Annotated in this window: 14 protein-coding genes; 4 read left to right on the top strand and 10 right to left on the bottom strand. The window is 60.3% G+C overall.

The genetic code is table 11. The features are described 5' to 3' along the window. Positions 1 to 78 precede the first annotated feature (78 nt). On the bottom strand, positions 79 to 615 hold the full coding sequence (gene recX / locus CCGE531_RS21110; protein ID WP_120667496.1) for a recombination regulator RecX: 537 nt from the start codon (positions 613 to 615) through the stop codon (positions 79 to 81). 259 nt (positions 616 to 874) lie between these two features. On the opposite strand from recX, the gene CCGE531_RS21105 reads away from it, so the two are divergent. Then, positions 875 to 1,906, top strand: coding sequence for an aldo/keto reductase (locus CCGE531_RS21105; RefSeq protein ID WP_120669274.1), 1,032 nt, complete (start codon positions 875 to 877; stop codon positions 1,904 to 1,906). 74 nt (positions 1,907 to 1,980) lie between these two features. On the opposite strand, the gene CCGE531_RS21100 is transcribed toward CCGE531_RS21105, so the two are convergent. Next, complete coding sequence (locus CCGE531_RS21100) at positions 1,981 to 3,015, bottom strand: aldo/keto reductase (protein ID WP_120667494.1); 1,035 nt, start codon at positions 3,013 to 3,015, stop codon at positions 1,981 to 1,983. Positions 3,016 to 3,109: 94 nt separating this feature from the next. On the opposite strand from CCGE531_RS21100, the gene CCGE531_RS21095 reads away from it, so the two are divergent. Beyond that, the gene (locus tag CCGE531_RS21095; protein WP_120667492.1) at positions 3,110 to 4,012 is read left to right on the top strand and encodes a LysR substrate-binding domain-containing protein; all 903 of its coding nucleotides are present in this window, start codon (positions 3,110 to 3,112) and stop codon (positions 4,010 to 4,012) included. Between the two features lie 62 nt (positions 4,013 to 4,074). Here CCGE531_RS21095 and CCGE531_RS21090 read toward each other — a convergent pair whose 3' ends face one another. From CCGE531_RS21090 to msuE, 5 genes are all read right to left on the bottom strand, one after another. Next, entirely contained in the window at positions 4,075 to 4,734 is a 660-nt protein-coding gene (locus tag CCGE531_RS21090) for a peroxiredoxin (protein ID WP_120667490.1), read from the bottom strand. A 135-nt stretch (positions 4,735 to 4,869) separates the two neighbouring features. Beyond that, positions 4,870 to 5,304 (bottom strand): IS200/IS605 family transposase, encoded by a 435-nt coding sequence (gene tnpA, locus CCGE531_RS21085; protein WP_120663694.1) that lies wholly within the window; start codon positions 5,302 to 5,304, stop codon positions 4,870 to 4,872. A 166-nt stretch (positions 5,305 to 5,470) separates the two neighbouring features. Next, positions 5,471 to 6,055, bottom strand: a complete 585-nt coding sequence (locus tag CCGE531_RS21080) for an alpha/beta hydrolase (RefSeq protein WP_120669272.1) — start codon at positions 6,053 to 6,055, stop codon at positions 5,471 to 5,473. A 65-nt stretch (positions 6,056 to 6,120) separates the two neighbouring features. Beyond that, on the bottom strand, positions 6,121 to 6,297 hold the full coding sequence (locus CCGE531_RS34340; protein ID WP_162943974.1) for a hypothetical protein: 177 nt from the start codon (positions 6,295 to 6,297) through the stop codon (positions 6,121 to 6,123). Positions 6,298 to 6,348: 51 nt separating this feature from the next. Further along, positions 6,349 to 6,909, bottom strand: a complete 561-nt coding sequence (gene msuE, locus CCGE531_RS21075; protein WP_120667488.1) for an FMN reductase — start codon at positions 6,907 to 6,909, stop codon at positions 6,349 to 6,351. 402 nt (positions 6,910 to 7,311) lie between these two features. Between msuE and CCGE531_RS21070 the strand changes: the two genes are divergently transcribed. Next, positions 7,312 to 8,307 (top strand): ABC transporter substrate-binding protein, encoded by a 996-nt coding sequence (locus CCGE531_RS21070; protein ID WP_120667486.1) that lies wholly within the window; start codon positions 7,312 to 7,314, stop codon positions 8,305 to 8,307. A gap of 205 nt (positions 8,308 to 8,512) precedes the next feature. Beyond that, positions 8,513 to 9,949, top strand: coding sequence for a family 16 glycosylhydrolase (locus CCGE531_RS35210; RefSeq protein ID WP_120667484.1), 1,437 nt, complete (start codon positions 8,513 to 8,515; stop codon positions 9,947 to 9,949). Between the two features lie 173 nt (positions 9,950 to 10,122). Here CCGE531_RS35210 and CCGE531_RS21060 read toward each other — a convergent pair whose 3' ends face one another. The 3 genes from CCGE531_RS21060 to CCGE531_RS21050 form a co-directional block, all read right to left on the bottom strand. After that, the gene (locus CCGE531_RS21060; RefSeq protein ID WP_120667482.1) at positions 10,123 to 11,433 is read right to left on the bottom strand and encodes an HlyD family type I secretion periplasmic adaptor subunit; all 1,311 of its coding nucleotides are present in this window, start codon (positions 11,431 to 11,433) and stop codon (positions 10,123 to 10,125) included. Beyond that, positions 11,430 to 13,169 carry a type I secretion system permease/ATPase gene (locus CCGE531_RS21055; RefSeq protein WP_120667480.1) on the bottom strand — a complete coding sequence of 580 codons (1,740 nt, stop codon included), beginning with the start codon at positions 13,167 to 13,169 and terminating at the stop codon, positions 11,430 to 11,432. The genes CCGE531_RS21060 and CCGE531_RS21055 overlap by 4 nt, the downstream gene beginning before the upstream one ends. A gap of 336 nt (positions 13,170 to 13,505) precedes the next feature. Next, complete coding sequence (locus CCGE531_RS21050) at positions 13,506 to 14,279, bottom strand: siderophore-interacting protein (protein WP_120669270.1); 774 nt, start codon at positions 14,277 to 14,279, stop codon at positions 13,506 to 13,508. Between the last annotated feature and the right edge of the window lie 249 nt (positions 14,280 to 14,528).

The raw sequence follows: 14,528 nt of genomic DNA, 5'->3' as shown, positions 1-14,528 counted from the left end.
ACCAACTTCCCCTGCATGCCCCATTCAAGCGCGGCAAAGCTAACCGGTGGCAGTGGCTATTTCAATGAGCGCTGGATCTCAGAATGCCGAAGTCGACTGCAGCACCTCTTCGGCGTCCTCGCGCTCCATATCGAAAACCCTTTTTCCGATCGCGAAGCTGAAGCCGTTGCGGGCGAAAGCCGACAGTTCTTTCGCCTTGCGCTTATCGTCGAGACCGCCGCGTCGGAAAGGTCCAAAGCCACGCTTCCGGGCAAAGATGACGGCGGAATGGAGATCGTCGACCTCTTCCACTGCCGAGACGACCGTTTCACCATCTATGCCCTTGGACGCAAGTCTGAAGGCGATGGCTTTCTTCGACTTGCCTGAGCGAACCGCCGAGCGCGTGCTGATCTCGGCATAGGCGACATCATCGAGCACCTTCAGCTCATAGGCGAATTTGACGGCAAAATCGGCAAGCGCCTTGACCTGGGTATCGTTGATATCCTCGAATTTCTGTTTCGCCTTCTTGGCAATCGCATCAAACAGCTGCTTTTCGGTCATCATCCGGCGCTCGAGGCGATAGATCGTGGAGTTGCGTGCCCAGGAGAGCATGCGGCTTGTCGGCGCTTCATCCATGAAGGGAGACATTCGAAAAGAGAGGAATCATCACGGAGAATTTTACGCGAGCAGGGCCAAGCAGGCAACGAATGCGCTTGGTAATCATGGGATGATTGGCTATGATCCGGTTGTGGCCTCGCCGCTGAAGCGGCAGGCGCCATATCTCATCGACGGTGGAGGCCGTCTCAAGCACGATATTGCTATGGATTACGGAGCTCGCGGCTCTCCCGACCGCTTTGCCGATCTGGCACCAGCGCTCCGTTCAGAGGAGGCAGAAATGGATTATCGCAAGCTCGGCCCAAGCGGGGCCGTCGTCACGGCCTATTGCCTTGGCACCATGACTTTCGGCGCGGAAGCAGACGAGGCCGCGTCGCATAAACTTCTCGACGATTATTTCGCATGGGGCGGCAATTTCATCGACACCGCCGATGTCTACAGTGCCGGCAAGTCGGAAGAGATCATCGGCCGCTGGCTGAAGGCTCGTCCCGCCGAAGCCCGCCAGGCCATCGTCGCCACCAAGGGCCGTTTCCCGATGGGCAGCGGACCGAACGACCTCGGCCTCTCGCGCCGTCATCTCGGCCAGGCGCTGGACGATTCCCTGCGCCGCCTCGGCATCGAGCATATCGATCTCTATCAGATGCATGCCTGGGATGCCCTGACCCCGATCGAGGAGACGCTGCGGTTTCTGGACGATGCCGTGCGCGCCGGCAAGATCGGCTATTACGGCTTCTCCAACTATGTCGGTTGGCATATCGCCAAGGCCGTCGAGATCGCCAAGGCACGGGGCTATACGCATCCGGTCACGCTGCAGCCGCAATATAATCTGCTCGCGCGCGACATCGAGCTTGAAATCGTCGACGCCTGCCTGGATGCCGGCATGGGCCTGCTTCCCTGGTCGCCGCTCGGCGGCGGTTGGTTGACGGGCAAGTACAAGCGCGATGAGACGCCGACCGGCGCGACCCGGCTTGGCGAGAACCCCAATCGCGGCAGCGAATCCTTTGCCCCACGCAACGCGCAGGAGCGGACCTGGGCAATCATCGCTGCCGTCGAAGAGATAGCCAAGGCACGCGGCGTCAGTATGGCGCAGGTGGCGCTTGCCTGGACGGCGGCGCGGCCGGCGGTCACTTCCGTCATCCTCGGCGCCCGCACACGTGAGCAGCTTGCCGACAATCTGGGCGCTGCCGAATTGAAGCTCACGGACGCGGAAATGGACAGGCTGAACGAGATCAGCGCGCCTCAGCTCGCTGCCTATCCTTACGGCGACGGCGGCCGGAACCAGCGCCATCGCAAGATCGAAGGCGGCCGCTAAAATGCATGTGGCGACGGAGCATAGGTTCGCTCCGCCGCCATCCTCGCAGATAGGCGAGAATACTTCCCAGTACGTCACACCAGCGGCGGGTTGAGTCTCGCGAAGCCTTCCTGGCGCCGATACGGAAAATAGGGATAGGGAGCGGTCAGCTCGCTGACCTTGTCCAGCTTCTCGACCTGCTCTTTGGAAAGCGTCCAGCCGACCGCGCCAAGGTTCTGACGCAACTGCTCTTCGTTGCGCGCGCCGATGATGACGCTGGCAACCGTCGGCCGCCTCAGCAGCCAGTTGATTGCGATCTGCGGCACGCTCTTTCCAGTCTCGCCGGCGATCTCATCCAGTACATCGACGATATCGAACAGCTTTTCGTCATCGACGGGCGGGCCGAAGGTCGCCGTTTCGTGCAGCCTGCTCTTTTCCGGTAATGGCTGTCCGCGACGGATCTTGCCGGTCAACCTGCCCCATGCCAGCGGACTCCAGACGAGGGCGCCGACATTCTGATCCGCACCCAGCGGCATCAGTTCCCATTCGTAATCGCGGCCGGCGAGCGAATAATAGACCTGATGGGCGACAGGGCGCACGTAAGCGTGCTTGTCGGAAACGGCGAGCGACTTCATCAGCTCCCAGCCTGAGAAGTTGGACGCCCCGATGTAGCGGAGCTTTCCCGCCTTCACGAGTTGATCAAGGGTGGAGAGCGTTTCCTCGATCGGCGTCGAGGCATCGAAGGCGTGTAGTTGCAAGAGGTCGATGTAATCGGTGCCGAGGCGCCGCAGGGCCGCGTCGACCGATCTGATCAATCGCGAACGCGAACTCCCCCAATCGGCCGGTCCCTCGCCCATCGGCAAAGCTGTCTTCGTCGAGATCAGCACGGCATCGCGCCTGCCCCGGATCGCCTGGCCAAGCACCTCCTCCGATGCACCGGCCGAATAGACATCGGCGGTATCGAAGAGATTGACGCCCGCCTCCAGGCAGATATCGACCAGACGGCGTGCTTCCGTCGCATCTGTCGAGCCCCAGGCGCTGAAGAGGGGGCCGCTGCCGGCAAACGTGCCGGCGCCGAAACTGAGCACGGGAACGCGAAGGCCGGAAGCACCGAGATTTCTGTAGTCCATCGTCCGTCTCCTGTTGGTTCTTCAGATAGATAGACCGCCAAAGGAAGATGATATAGATTGCCGGAGAGAAACTGATTTGTGATTTGAATTCATCATGAGCCGCCAAGAGATCAACCGTTCCGGGGAAATGGAAGTCTTCGTACGCGCCGTGGAACTCGGCGGCTTCACCGCCGCCGCCACGGCCTGCCGCATGACGCCCTCTGCGGTCAGCAAGCTTGTCACGAGGCTGGAAAAGCGTCTAGGCGCACGGCTCATTCATCGCTCGACACGGCGGCTGCAGCTCACCCCCGAGGGCTGTACCTTCTTTGAGCGGAGCGTCGCCATCCTCGCCGATATCGCAGAGGCCGAACGCCATGCCTCGGCGGGAGAGCAGGTTGCCGGCCATATCCGAGTCAACACCAGCAGCTCGTTCGGAAACCATGTGCTGGCGCCGCTCATTCCCGCCTTCATGGCGCTTCACCCGAATGTCTCGCTGGAGATCTTCCACACGGACCGGATCGTCGATCTGATGGAAGAGCGGGCCGATGTCGCAATCCGCGCCGGACCGCTGAAAAGCTCCAGCTTGACGGCCCGCAAGCTTGGAGCGACGCGCAAGGTCATCGTCGCCTCGCCGGATTACCTGAAGCGGCATGGCGCGCCCCGCTCCGCCACCGAGCTGGACAAACATTGCCGCATCGGCTTTGCCTATTCCCGGGCAATCGAAGGTTGGCCGTTGCTGGTTGATGGTGAGATCGCGACGCTCCCTTCCGCACGCAGCCTGCAGGTGGGCGACGGAGAGGCCATGCGCCATCTTGCGCTCGGCGGCGCCGGCCTGGCGCGGCTTGCCGCCTTCACCGTCAGATCGGATATCGCGGCAGGCCGTCTGCTGCCCGTCCTTGAAGATCTAAACCCCGGCGATGTCGAGGAATTCCATGCCGTCTATATCGGCCAGGGTGGCCCGCTGCCGGCGCGCGTGCGGACGCTTCTGGAGTTTCTGCGTGAAAACGTCAGCCTTTGAAAAAACAATGCGGCCTTTAGGGCCGCACCGCTTGTCTAGCAAATTTCAACCGCTGGTTAGCGTCAGGCAGACGGCTGGCGGGTCTTGCGCAGATAGGGCAATACCGTGTCGAACGAGCCAAAACGGGTAATGGCATCTTCGTTGGAGACGGCAGCGGTGATGATGACGTCTTCGCCCTGCTGCCAGTTTGCCGGCGTCGCGACCTGATGCTTCGATGTCAGCTGGATCGAGTCGATCGCGCGCAGGATTTCGCCGAAGTTGCGGCCCGTCGTCATCGGATAGGTGAGGATCAGCTTGATCTTCTTGTCGGGGCCGATGACGAAGACGGAGCGGACGGTGGCGTTGTCGGCGGGCGTGCGGCCTTCCGAGCTTTCGCCGGCACCGGCCGGCAGCATGTCGTAGAGCTTGGCGACCTTCAGGTCCTTGTCGCCGATCAGCGGATAGTCGACATCGAAGCCCGTCGCTGTCTTGATGTCGTTCTTCCAGCGGCCGTGACTTTCGACGGGATCGACGGAAATGCCGATGATCTTGACGCCGCGCTTGCGGAATTCACCTTCGAGACCGGCCATCGCGCCGAGTTCCGTTGTGCAGACCGGCGTGAAGTTCTTCGGATGGGAGAACAGCACGGCCCAGCCATTGCCGATCCAGTCGTGGAACTGGACTTCGCCTTGGGTCGTGTCCGCCGTAAAATCCGGAGCAATATCGTTGATGCGCAAACTCATTGTCTTACCTCCAAAGTTCTGCCCCGTTGCACGCCTTGGATGCGCCGATGTGGGGTAGGATCAAGTCATGACCTCCACCAAAGGTGGAGGTTTGAAACGCTGCGCTTGAACCACTAGAAGTGGTTTTGTTAGCGCTTAGTAGCTACGATTGAAGAGGTCGGCAAAGTCGGAAGCTTTGTCGGCCTTTTCCTGATTACGGATATATTGTCTGACGACCTGCTCGTTGTAGCCCGTCGTCGATACGAAATACCCGCGCGCCCAAAAGTGATAACCCTTGTAGCGCCGCTTGCGCGCATATTTGTTGGCAACATAAAGCGCCGTCTTGCCCTTCAGAAAGCCAACAATATGCGCAACCGAATATTTCGGCGGGATCGATATCAGCATATGCACATGGTCGGGCATCAAATGACCCTCTTCGATCTGGCAGCCTTTCTGCTGTGCCAGCCGACGTAAGAGTTCTCCCAACTCACGCCGCACGTCCCCGTAAAGTCTTTTCGTTCGGTATTTGCTGCCAAAAACAACGTGATACTTGCAGTCCCACGTCGCATGCGAGAGCGTTTGCTCATCCATAAAACCTCCTTGTTCGAAGTCTGGGCCACGCCAGCGGTTCAAGCAGGAGGTCTCTCAACTACCGTGTAGAACGCGTCCAGTCCTCCACCGTAGGTGGAGGTTTACTTTGATTACAGAAAATCCGCCGCACAATGGCGTCGAACCTTCGATATGAAAAGCCCTTCTTTTAGATGGGGACTGCGACCGTCGTCGAAAACCCTTGCGGCCTGCGATGTCTGCTGCGCATCTTCAGTGTTTCAAGAAAGCCATAGCCGCTTGGCCAACGCCCGAAGCCGCTGGCGATGTTGATATGCCCCGCAAGGCCGATATTGCGCACATCGGATTTCCAGAGCCGCCCGAACATGGTCAGCCGGTCGAGCCTCATATAGATATCGTTCAGGCTTCCGATCGTGATGCTGGGGAAAGGCAGGGCTTCCGTCGGCATCGTGCCGAAGGTAAGATGTCCGGCGTGTAAGGCTTCGGTCGCCGGAATATCGCAGGGCGCGACGAGCAGCGCTCCTTTGACCCTTCGCGCGGCCGGCCGACCGGCCAATCTGGCCGTCAATACGCCGCCGAGGCTGTGCGCGACGACATAGGCGTCGCCAGCCTCTTCCAGCGCTTCCTCCAGCTTTTCCATCCAGCTGCCGAGATGGGGAAAATCCCAATCGTCCTGCTCGACCAGCCGGGCATCTTGATGATCCTGCAGCCAGTAACGCTGCCAATGCCCCTCATCCGAGCCGAAAAGACCCGGCACAATCAGCACTCTGGTCATGGAAGCCTCGCGATGAATAATGATGGGAAGCTCAACTGGCGACACGGCATCAAAGGCGCATCCTTTCAATACCAGGGCGCCGGCGTGGAGCACCAATAATAGATCTCGTAGTCTCGGGCGGAGAGTTCTCGTTCCCGCTCCGCGGACTCGACCCAGTCAACGGACCGCGTGCGAACATCCACCTTCTGCAGCGCGGGACCGGCAAAAATCGTCTTCAGGCGGCTGATGACATTCCATTTCATGTAACCCTCCATTCCGTTGACAAATCCGAGACGTTCGGGCGTGATCGCCCATCATTCCGCAGCGGCAAGCCTCGTCACCGGATACGGGAAAAAGGCCGCAAGCTCGCCGACGACCTCGTTGATCCGGTTGGCCAGCGGCTCGGACGAGACCCTGTAGTCGGTGAAATCGCGATCCGACGCATAGACCGCCGTCGGCAATGTATGCGCCATGAAGAAGCCGAAGAGCGGCCGCAGCTGATGTTCGACCATCAGCGCATGCCGGTCACCGCCGCCGGTCGCCGTGATGATGATCGGCTTGGCGCGCAGCTCATGCGGATCGATGAGGTCGATCAGATGCTTGAACAGTCCGGGATAGGAGCCCTTGAAGGTCGGCGAACCGATGATGAGAGCATCGGCCGACACGATCTCATCGATGACGCTTCTCGCCTGATCGTCGAGATCCTTGCGCCATTGCGCCAATCCGAGGGAGGCGCCGACATCGTGCAGATCGTAAACCCTGCTGGTGAAGCCATATCGCTCGCTTGCCAGACCGGCAACGGTCTGAACCAGCGCATGGGTCTTCGACGGCCTGTTGAAGCTGCCGGCAAAGCCGACGAGTTTGGGCGCACTCATTCTCATCCCTTTCGGAAATCACATGCGTTTTCGATAATGCGAATATTGTCCACAAAAATGGTAGATTAAAAGGAACAGCCATCTCTTGGGCCGCCGGAAACGGAAAATCTCTTTCCCACCCCGCGCCGCTTGGATCCGGCGGCCTCGCCCGTCGAACTCGAAGGGCAGATTGACCGATCGCCCACGTCATTCCTGTGGGAAAGCTTAAAACTTCACCCGGCCAACACATGTCCATGGGACGCATGTGGCAATAACGCCCACGCATCCCGGCGGTGATGGTTGATCGAGCTTACCTCGGCGCAATCACATGCGCCCGAAGCATCGCAAGAGCGAAGGGAAGCGGTCGGCAGTTCTACCGCGGTATCCTTCCAGAACAGCAATATCAGGACCTGGAGGTCTTACATGAAGAAACATATTATTGCCGCCGCCTTCGCGGCAGCACTCTATAGCCTTGCCGGCGGCGCGCATGCCGATTGCGGCTCGGTGTCGCTTGCCGAGATGAACTGGGCTTCGGCCGGCGTCGCGGCAAATGTCGACAAGATCATCCTCCAGGAAGGTTACGGCTGCTCGGTCGATCTGGTGACAGGCGATACGCTGCCGACCTTCACCTCCATGAACGAGAAGGGCCAGCCCGACGTCGCTCCCGAGATTTGGATCAATGCCGTGCGCACGCCGCTGGATCAGGCCGTTTCCGAAGGCCGGCTGGTTATTGCGGCCGGCATTCTCTCCGAAGGCGGCCAGGACGGCTGGTGGATTCCGAAATTCCTGGCCGACGCCCATCCCGATATCAAGACCGTTCAGCAGGCGTTGGAACATCCCGAACTCTTCCCTGCTCCCGACGATCCGAAAAAAGGCGTCATCTGCAATTGCCCGCCCGGCTGGCAATGCCAGGCATCGCTCGGCAATCTCTTCAGGGCGCTTGATGGAGAAAAGAGGGGATTTGAAATCGTCGAGACCGGCTCCGCCGCCGCCCTGGACGGCACGATCGCCAATGCCTTCGAAAAGAAGACCGGCTGGCTCGGCTACTACTGGTCGCCGACATCAATTCTCGGCAAGTACCCGATGGTACGTCTCTCCTTCGGTGTGCCCCATGACAAGGTCGAATGGGACGCCTGCACCTCCGTCCTCGATTGCCCCAATCCGAAAGTCAACTCCTACCCCGTCTCGGAAGTCTTCACCGTCGTGACCAGGCAATTTGCCGAGAAGGCCGGAGTTGCGATGGATTATCTCAAGAAGCGGACGTGGACGAATGATCTGGTGAATAGCGTTCTTGCCTGGCAGACGGACAACCAGGGAACGAATGAGGACGCCGCCAGATATTTCCTGAAGACCCATGAGGAGATCTGGACGACCTGGGTGAGTCCGGAAATTGCCAAGAAGGTCAAGGCGGCTCTCTGAACCCTGAACTTCGGCGGTGCGGCGAGCAATTGCGCCGCGCCGCCGACGGCACGGCAAGCGCCATCAGACCATCCTGAATATTGCGACGAAAAAACTTGCCGCAGGGGCTGGGCAGAAAAACAATGCACGCTATCTGATGCATATGAGTGGGGAGAAATATTAGATCGGTGGAGGAGCTGGTCCGGCACCAAGGAAGAGGTTTCTGATGCCCAATTCAGTTTTGAATGCTCTTGGACAACCGCTTTACTATAGCGGTACGTCGACGGGTTTCTTTTCCGCCACCGGCTCGGGACCGACGCTCTACGGTACCGCCGGCAATGATTCCATATGGGGCGACAACACCGTCAACGTGACGATAATGGGCGGTACCGGCGACGATATCTATTATATCTACTCGAGCAACAATCGGGTCTATGAAGCCCCCAATGCCGGCATCGATACCGTCAACACCTGGATGGATTACACGCTGCCGGCCAATGTCGAAAACCTCACCGTCACCGGCGACAACCGCCACGCCTATGGCAATGACGCCGACAACATCATCACCGGCGGCAGCGGCAGCCAGACCATCGACGGGCGCGGCGGCAACGATGTGCTTATCGGCGGCGGCGGGGCCGATACCTTCGTCATCTCCAAGGGCAACGGCAGCGATCTCATCACCGACTTCAGCGACGACGACAAGGTGCGGCTCAACCAGTACGGCCTAACGTCGTTCGATCAGGTCGTCAGCCATTCCACACAGGAAGGAGCCAATGTTCGGCTCGACCTCGGCAATGGCGAAAGTCTGGTCTTCGCCAACAAGATCGTGTCCGACCTTCACCAAGACCAGTTCCAGCTGGGCCTCGACAGAGCATCCCTGACGCAAACCTTTTCAGACGATTTCAACACGCTCTCGCTGCACGAGGGAACGCAGGGCACCTGGGATGCTAAATACCATTGGGCGCCGGACAAGGGCAGCAGCCTGAACGATGAGCTGCAATGGTATATCAATCCGTCCTACGCGCCGACGGCATCCGCAAACCCGTTTTCCGTCTCGGACGGCGTTCTGACGATCACGGCGAAGCAAACGCCGGATGCATTGAAGTCGATCGTCGAGAACCATGATTACACATCCGGCCTCCTGACCACCCACTCCACCTTCTCGCAGACCTATGGCTATTTCGAAATGCGAGCGGAGATGCCGCACAATCAGGGCGTCTGGCCCGCCTTCTGGCTGTTGCCGGAGGACGGCTCCTGGCCGCCGGAACTCGATGTGGTGGAGATGCGCGGGCAGAACCCCACCACGGTGAATGTCACGGTTCATTCGAATGCCACCGGCGAGCATACGAAGACGTCCATTCCAGTGGAAGTGCCGAGCACCAACGGCTTCCACAATTACGGCGTGCTTTGGGACAAGGATCAGATCGTCTGGTACTTCGACGACGTCGCCGTCGCCCATGCCGATACACCCGCCGATATGCATGGCCCAATGTATATGCTGGTCGATCTCGCAGTCGGCGGCGTAGCGGGCACTCCGACGGATGGGCTTCCGAACGGATCCGAGATGAAGATCGACTATATTAAGGCCTATTCCTTGGACGATCATGCCGCCCAGCTCGCCGCCTCGGCCCAATCCGCCCATACGGCGGACTGGCATATCTGACCGGTCCCAGAACTCGAAGCATTCCATGACGGCCGTTCGACGAAAATCGGGCGGCCGCTTATTTATTGCATAATTTCAAAGAATTATAGCGCCCTTAGCGCGTCTTGAAAGACGGGAGGCGCTGTAATATCGGCACGCGTGTCCGGGAAAAAAGACCGCGGCGCGAGACTACGCTAATCTTCTCTAAACGCCCGCCTGATCTGGTCGGTCATCGGCTTTGTCAGATAGGCCAGGACGCTTCTCTGGCCTGTCTGCAGGAAAGCCTCCACGGGCATGCCCGGCAACGGCGTAAGCTGCCCCAGCCGATCCCATTCCGTCTTTGCCACCTTGGCCCTCACGACATAATAGCCTTGACCCGAACGCTGATCCGTCACCAGATCCGCCGAGATGGTGTCGACCTGTCCGTTCAACTCAGGTGTTATCCGCTGATTGAAGGCGGGAAAGCGCAAGGACACCGCCTGCCCGACGCTGATCTGATCAATATCCTGCGGCGAGAGTTTCAGCTCCGCCACCAGCGCGTCCTTGTCCGGAACGATCTGCAGGATCGCCTCGGCCGGCGAAATGACCGCCCCTTCGGCATGGATGCTCAGCTGATCGACGATCCCCGCCTGCGGTGCCTTGAGGTCGATCCGCTTCAGATCGTCCTCGGCGGCGATCAGCCGCTCGGAAAACTGGCCGCCGTCGCTCTCCGCCTGACGCAGCTGATCGGAGACCTCCGAGCTGTGATCGGCATCGATCTGCAGGATCTGCAGCCCGGTTTCCGCGATCTTGCCCCTGGTCTGGGCGATGGACGAGACGAGATTGCCGAGATCGCCGTTCAGCGAAGCGCTTTCGCGCTGAAGCGAATAGACTTTCGTCGCCGAAATGATGCCCTGATCGAGCAGGCCTTCAAGGCTGCCGAGCTCCTTGGCGATGAGCGCGATCTCTCGCCGCTTGCCCTGCTCCTGCGCCACCAGACCCTCGATCTCCTGCTTCAACTGTTGAATGCGCTCGTGCAGCTGCGATTTCTGCCCCTCGCGCGATGCATGGCGATCGAAAAAGAGCTGGCGTTCGCCGGCCATGATAGCCGCTACACCTGCGTTGTCGGCGGCCGAGAGCAGTTCGGCGGGAAAGGCGATATCCTGCCTGCCGTCGCGCTCGGCCGCCAGACGCGCCGTGCGGGCGGAAAGCTCGTTCAGCCGCTTGCGGATGATGGCAAGATTGGCCTTGGTCTGCGTGTCGTCCAGCCGCACGAGCACCTGGCCGGCTGTGACATGATCGCCGTTCTTCACGGGGATCGCGCGGGCGATGCCGCCCTTCAGGTGCTTCACCGGCTTCACATAGCTGTCCACGACGAGCGTGCCCGAGGCAATCACCGCCCCGGAAATTTTAGTCGCCGCCGCAAGGCCGCCCATGACGCCGAACAGCAGCAATACGGCCGCCGCCACCAGCAGGGACAGGCGGCGGATCGTCCGTTCGGTCGATGGCGAAGCCTTTTCGGTCATCCGTGCGTCTCCCCGCCGGCAACGGCAAAATGCGTCGTTCCGACCTGCTTGGGCGACGGCCCGAGAATGTCTTTCTTCGGACCGAATGCCTGGACCTGCCCGCCGGCAACGATCATGACGGTATCGGCGGCGGCCAGAGCGCTAGGCCGGTGGGCGATGACGATCGCAATAGCGCCGCGCTTCCGCACGCCTGCGAGAGCCTCAGTCAGCGCCGCCTCCCCCTCGGCATCCAGATTGGAGTTCGGCTCATCGAGAACCACCAGGAACGGATCATCGTAAAGCGCTCTCGCCAGGGCGATGCGCTGCCTCTGCCCGGCCGAAAGGCGCGATCCGCTCTCGCCGATCCTGGTATCGAAGCCATCGGGGAGCTTGACGATCATGTCGTAAACACCCGCGGCCTTGGCCGCGGCAATGATCGGCTCCGTGCGCATATCCTCGGCGAAACGGGAAATGTTTTCAGCGATCGAACCGTCGAACAGGTCCACATCCTGCGGCAGATAGCCGATATGCCGACCAAGTTCGTCGCTATCCCATTGCGACAGCGCGGCACGATCGAGCCGCACGGCGCCGATGGGAACCGGCCACAGGCCGGCAATCGCCCGAGCAAGGGAGGACTTGCCCGACGCGCTCGGGCCGATGACACCGAGCACCGTCCCCGCCGATATCTTGAACGACACATTGCGCAGGATGAGATCGCGGCTGCCCGGAGAGGTAACGCTGATGTTCTCGACACTGAGCTCGCGTGACGGCGGCGGCAAAGCGAAGGCCTGCGGCTTGGGCGGCACAACGTCGAGGAGCGCGGCAAGTCGCGCCCAGCCCTGGCGCGCGGCGACAAGGCCTTTCCACTGGCCGATCGCAAGCTCGACGGGCGCCAGCGCCCGCGTCAGCAGGATCGAACTGGCGATGATGATGCCGCCCGTCGCTTCCTGGCGAATGACGAGGATCGCCCCGACAGCGAGAACGCCGGACTGAAGCATCATGCGCGCCATCTTGGCGGCAATGGTGAGTGCCCCAACGATCGTGCTCGCCCTTAGCTGATGCCTGAGATAGTCGTCGTTCATGGCCGCCCACTTCTCGCTCAGGCGGCCAACAAACCCCATGGCAATGGCGGCCTCCCAGTTGCGCCGCGCCGCCTGGGCAAAACCGAGGCGCATGGCCGAAGACCTGGCCGCCTCCTCAGCCGGTCGACGCGACAGCAGTTCGGCGAGCACGGTAATGCCGACCAGCAACAGGGCGCCGCACAGAGCCGTGAAGCCGATCCAGAAATGAAACAGAAAGCAAAGGACCAGATAGAATGGCACCCATGGCAGATCGAAAAGCGCCGTCGCGCCGCTGCCGGAGAGGAAGGAGCGGATCTGCTCGAGATCGCGGACCGATTGCAGCCCATCGTCCGACGTCTGCTTCCTGGTCGGCAGGAACAGGAGCGAGCGGAAAACCTTTCTGTTCAATCGTTCGTCAAGCGACATGCCGATGCGAACAAGCAGCATGGAACGCAGGAACTCGATCACGCCTTGAAACAGGAAGAGAGCCGCGACGATGATGACGAGGCCGGACAATGTCGGCAGGCTGCGGCTCGGAATGACCCGGTCATAGACCTGCAGCATGAAGAAGGAGCCGGTCAAGGCCAGCACATTGATGGCGGCACTCGCCAGGGCGATGCCCGCGAAGGCCTTCCGTAGCGCCGACAGCATCAACGCGATAAATGTCTGCGGCGGTTCTTTCGGGACGGCAAGCACCTTGGCTTTATCCTCAATATTGGCCGTCGCGCACGGCAGGGATCGACATGACATCCAAGGCACCGCCTCCCGCTCGGCGCCATGAACCCGCAAAGCGATCGTGGATGGTCTCCCCCACCACTCCCGCTTCACACTTAACCTTCGGCGATCCCATGCAATTTAGGAAGTCGAAATCTATCCAGAATGCAGTTTCGGTGAACCCAAGCTTATCAAGGAACGCCTTATCCCTTTACGGGACAATTGCGCCATGAAATGGGGCAGCAGCCGGTTCCGGCAAGATGCCTGCCCCATTACATTAGGACGAGCAGGCGGCACCTTGCCGGCAGCATCACAGGTTCAATCGAATTTCTCCGTCGTATCCGCCTTGCCCTTCACCCAATAGCCGGATGCCTTGATCCAGCTCAGCGGATAGCCGCGTTCTTCCACGAGGTAGGAGCGCAGAGCGCGCGTGACGGAGGCCTCGGCCGCTATCCAGACGACGGTGCCGGGCAACAGCTCGACGGACTGGAGAATTTCCATCAATGCGGACGGATCGGTCGCCTCCGAGAGGGGACGATGCGCCCAGCGGATATCCAGCTGCGCCTCGGTTTGAAAGGCCTGCTGTTCGGCAGCGCCGACAACTGCTGCGATGACCGTCATGCGCACCCCCGCCGCAGCCTCTTCGATGCGACGACCCATAGCCGGCAGTGCCGTTTCATCGCCGATGAGCAGCCAGTTGGTGACATCGCGCGAGACGACGGCCGAGCCGCGAGGGCCGCCGATCTCGAGCCTGTCGCCCGGCCGCGCATCGAGCGCCCATTTGGTCACCGGTCCCGCCTCGTGAATGGCGAAATCGATGGTGAGGGTCCGTGCATCGGCATCGTAACGACGAGGCGTATAGTCACGCCGCTCCATCTCCTCGCCGGAGCCAGCTACGAAAATCTTGATGTGATCGTCGGGCGCCAGGCTAGCGAAATCGGCCAGATCATCGCCTGACAATTGCATGCGCAACATGCCGGGCGTGATCCTGTCGACGGCCGCAACCGTCAGGGAGCGTCGCTTCAGCTCATGGCGCACGCGCTCGATCCTCGGCGCCGAGACATTCGGATTGAAAGTTTGGGGATTGTCCATCATGTGTCCTTGCGAGGCACTTTGGTCTCGATCCGCAGGACACAGTCGCGCAGACCGAAGCCGCAGAGCCGTTCGATCATACGCGTTGAGTGACGTTAACGCTTACGTGGCCGAGTGATATCAGGCCAATCTGACGTCTCTATAGAAGAAGAGCCCTCGCTCCGCAACGAAAAGATGATAATTTAAGACAAGTTTTTTGACGCGTCAGGGCCATAATGCAATCGCAATCCTCTACGAATGGATCGGCAC

Source organism: Rhizobium sp. CCGE531 (assembly GCF_003627795.1).
GTDB lineage: Bacteria > Pseudomonadota > Alphaproteobacteria > Rhizobiales > Rhizobiaceae > Rhizobium.
Note: the sequence above shows the minus strand (reverse complement) of the source record. Positions and strands in the feature narration are given on the sequence as shown.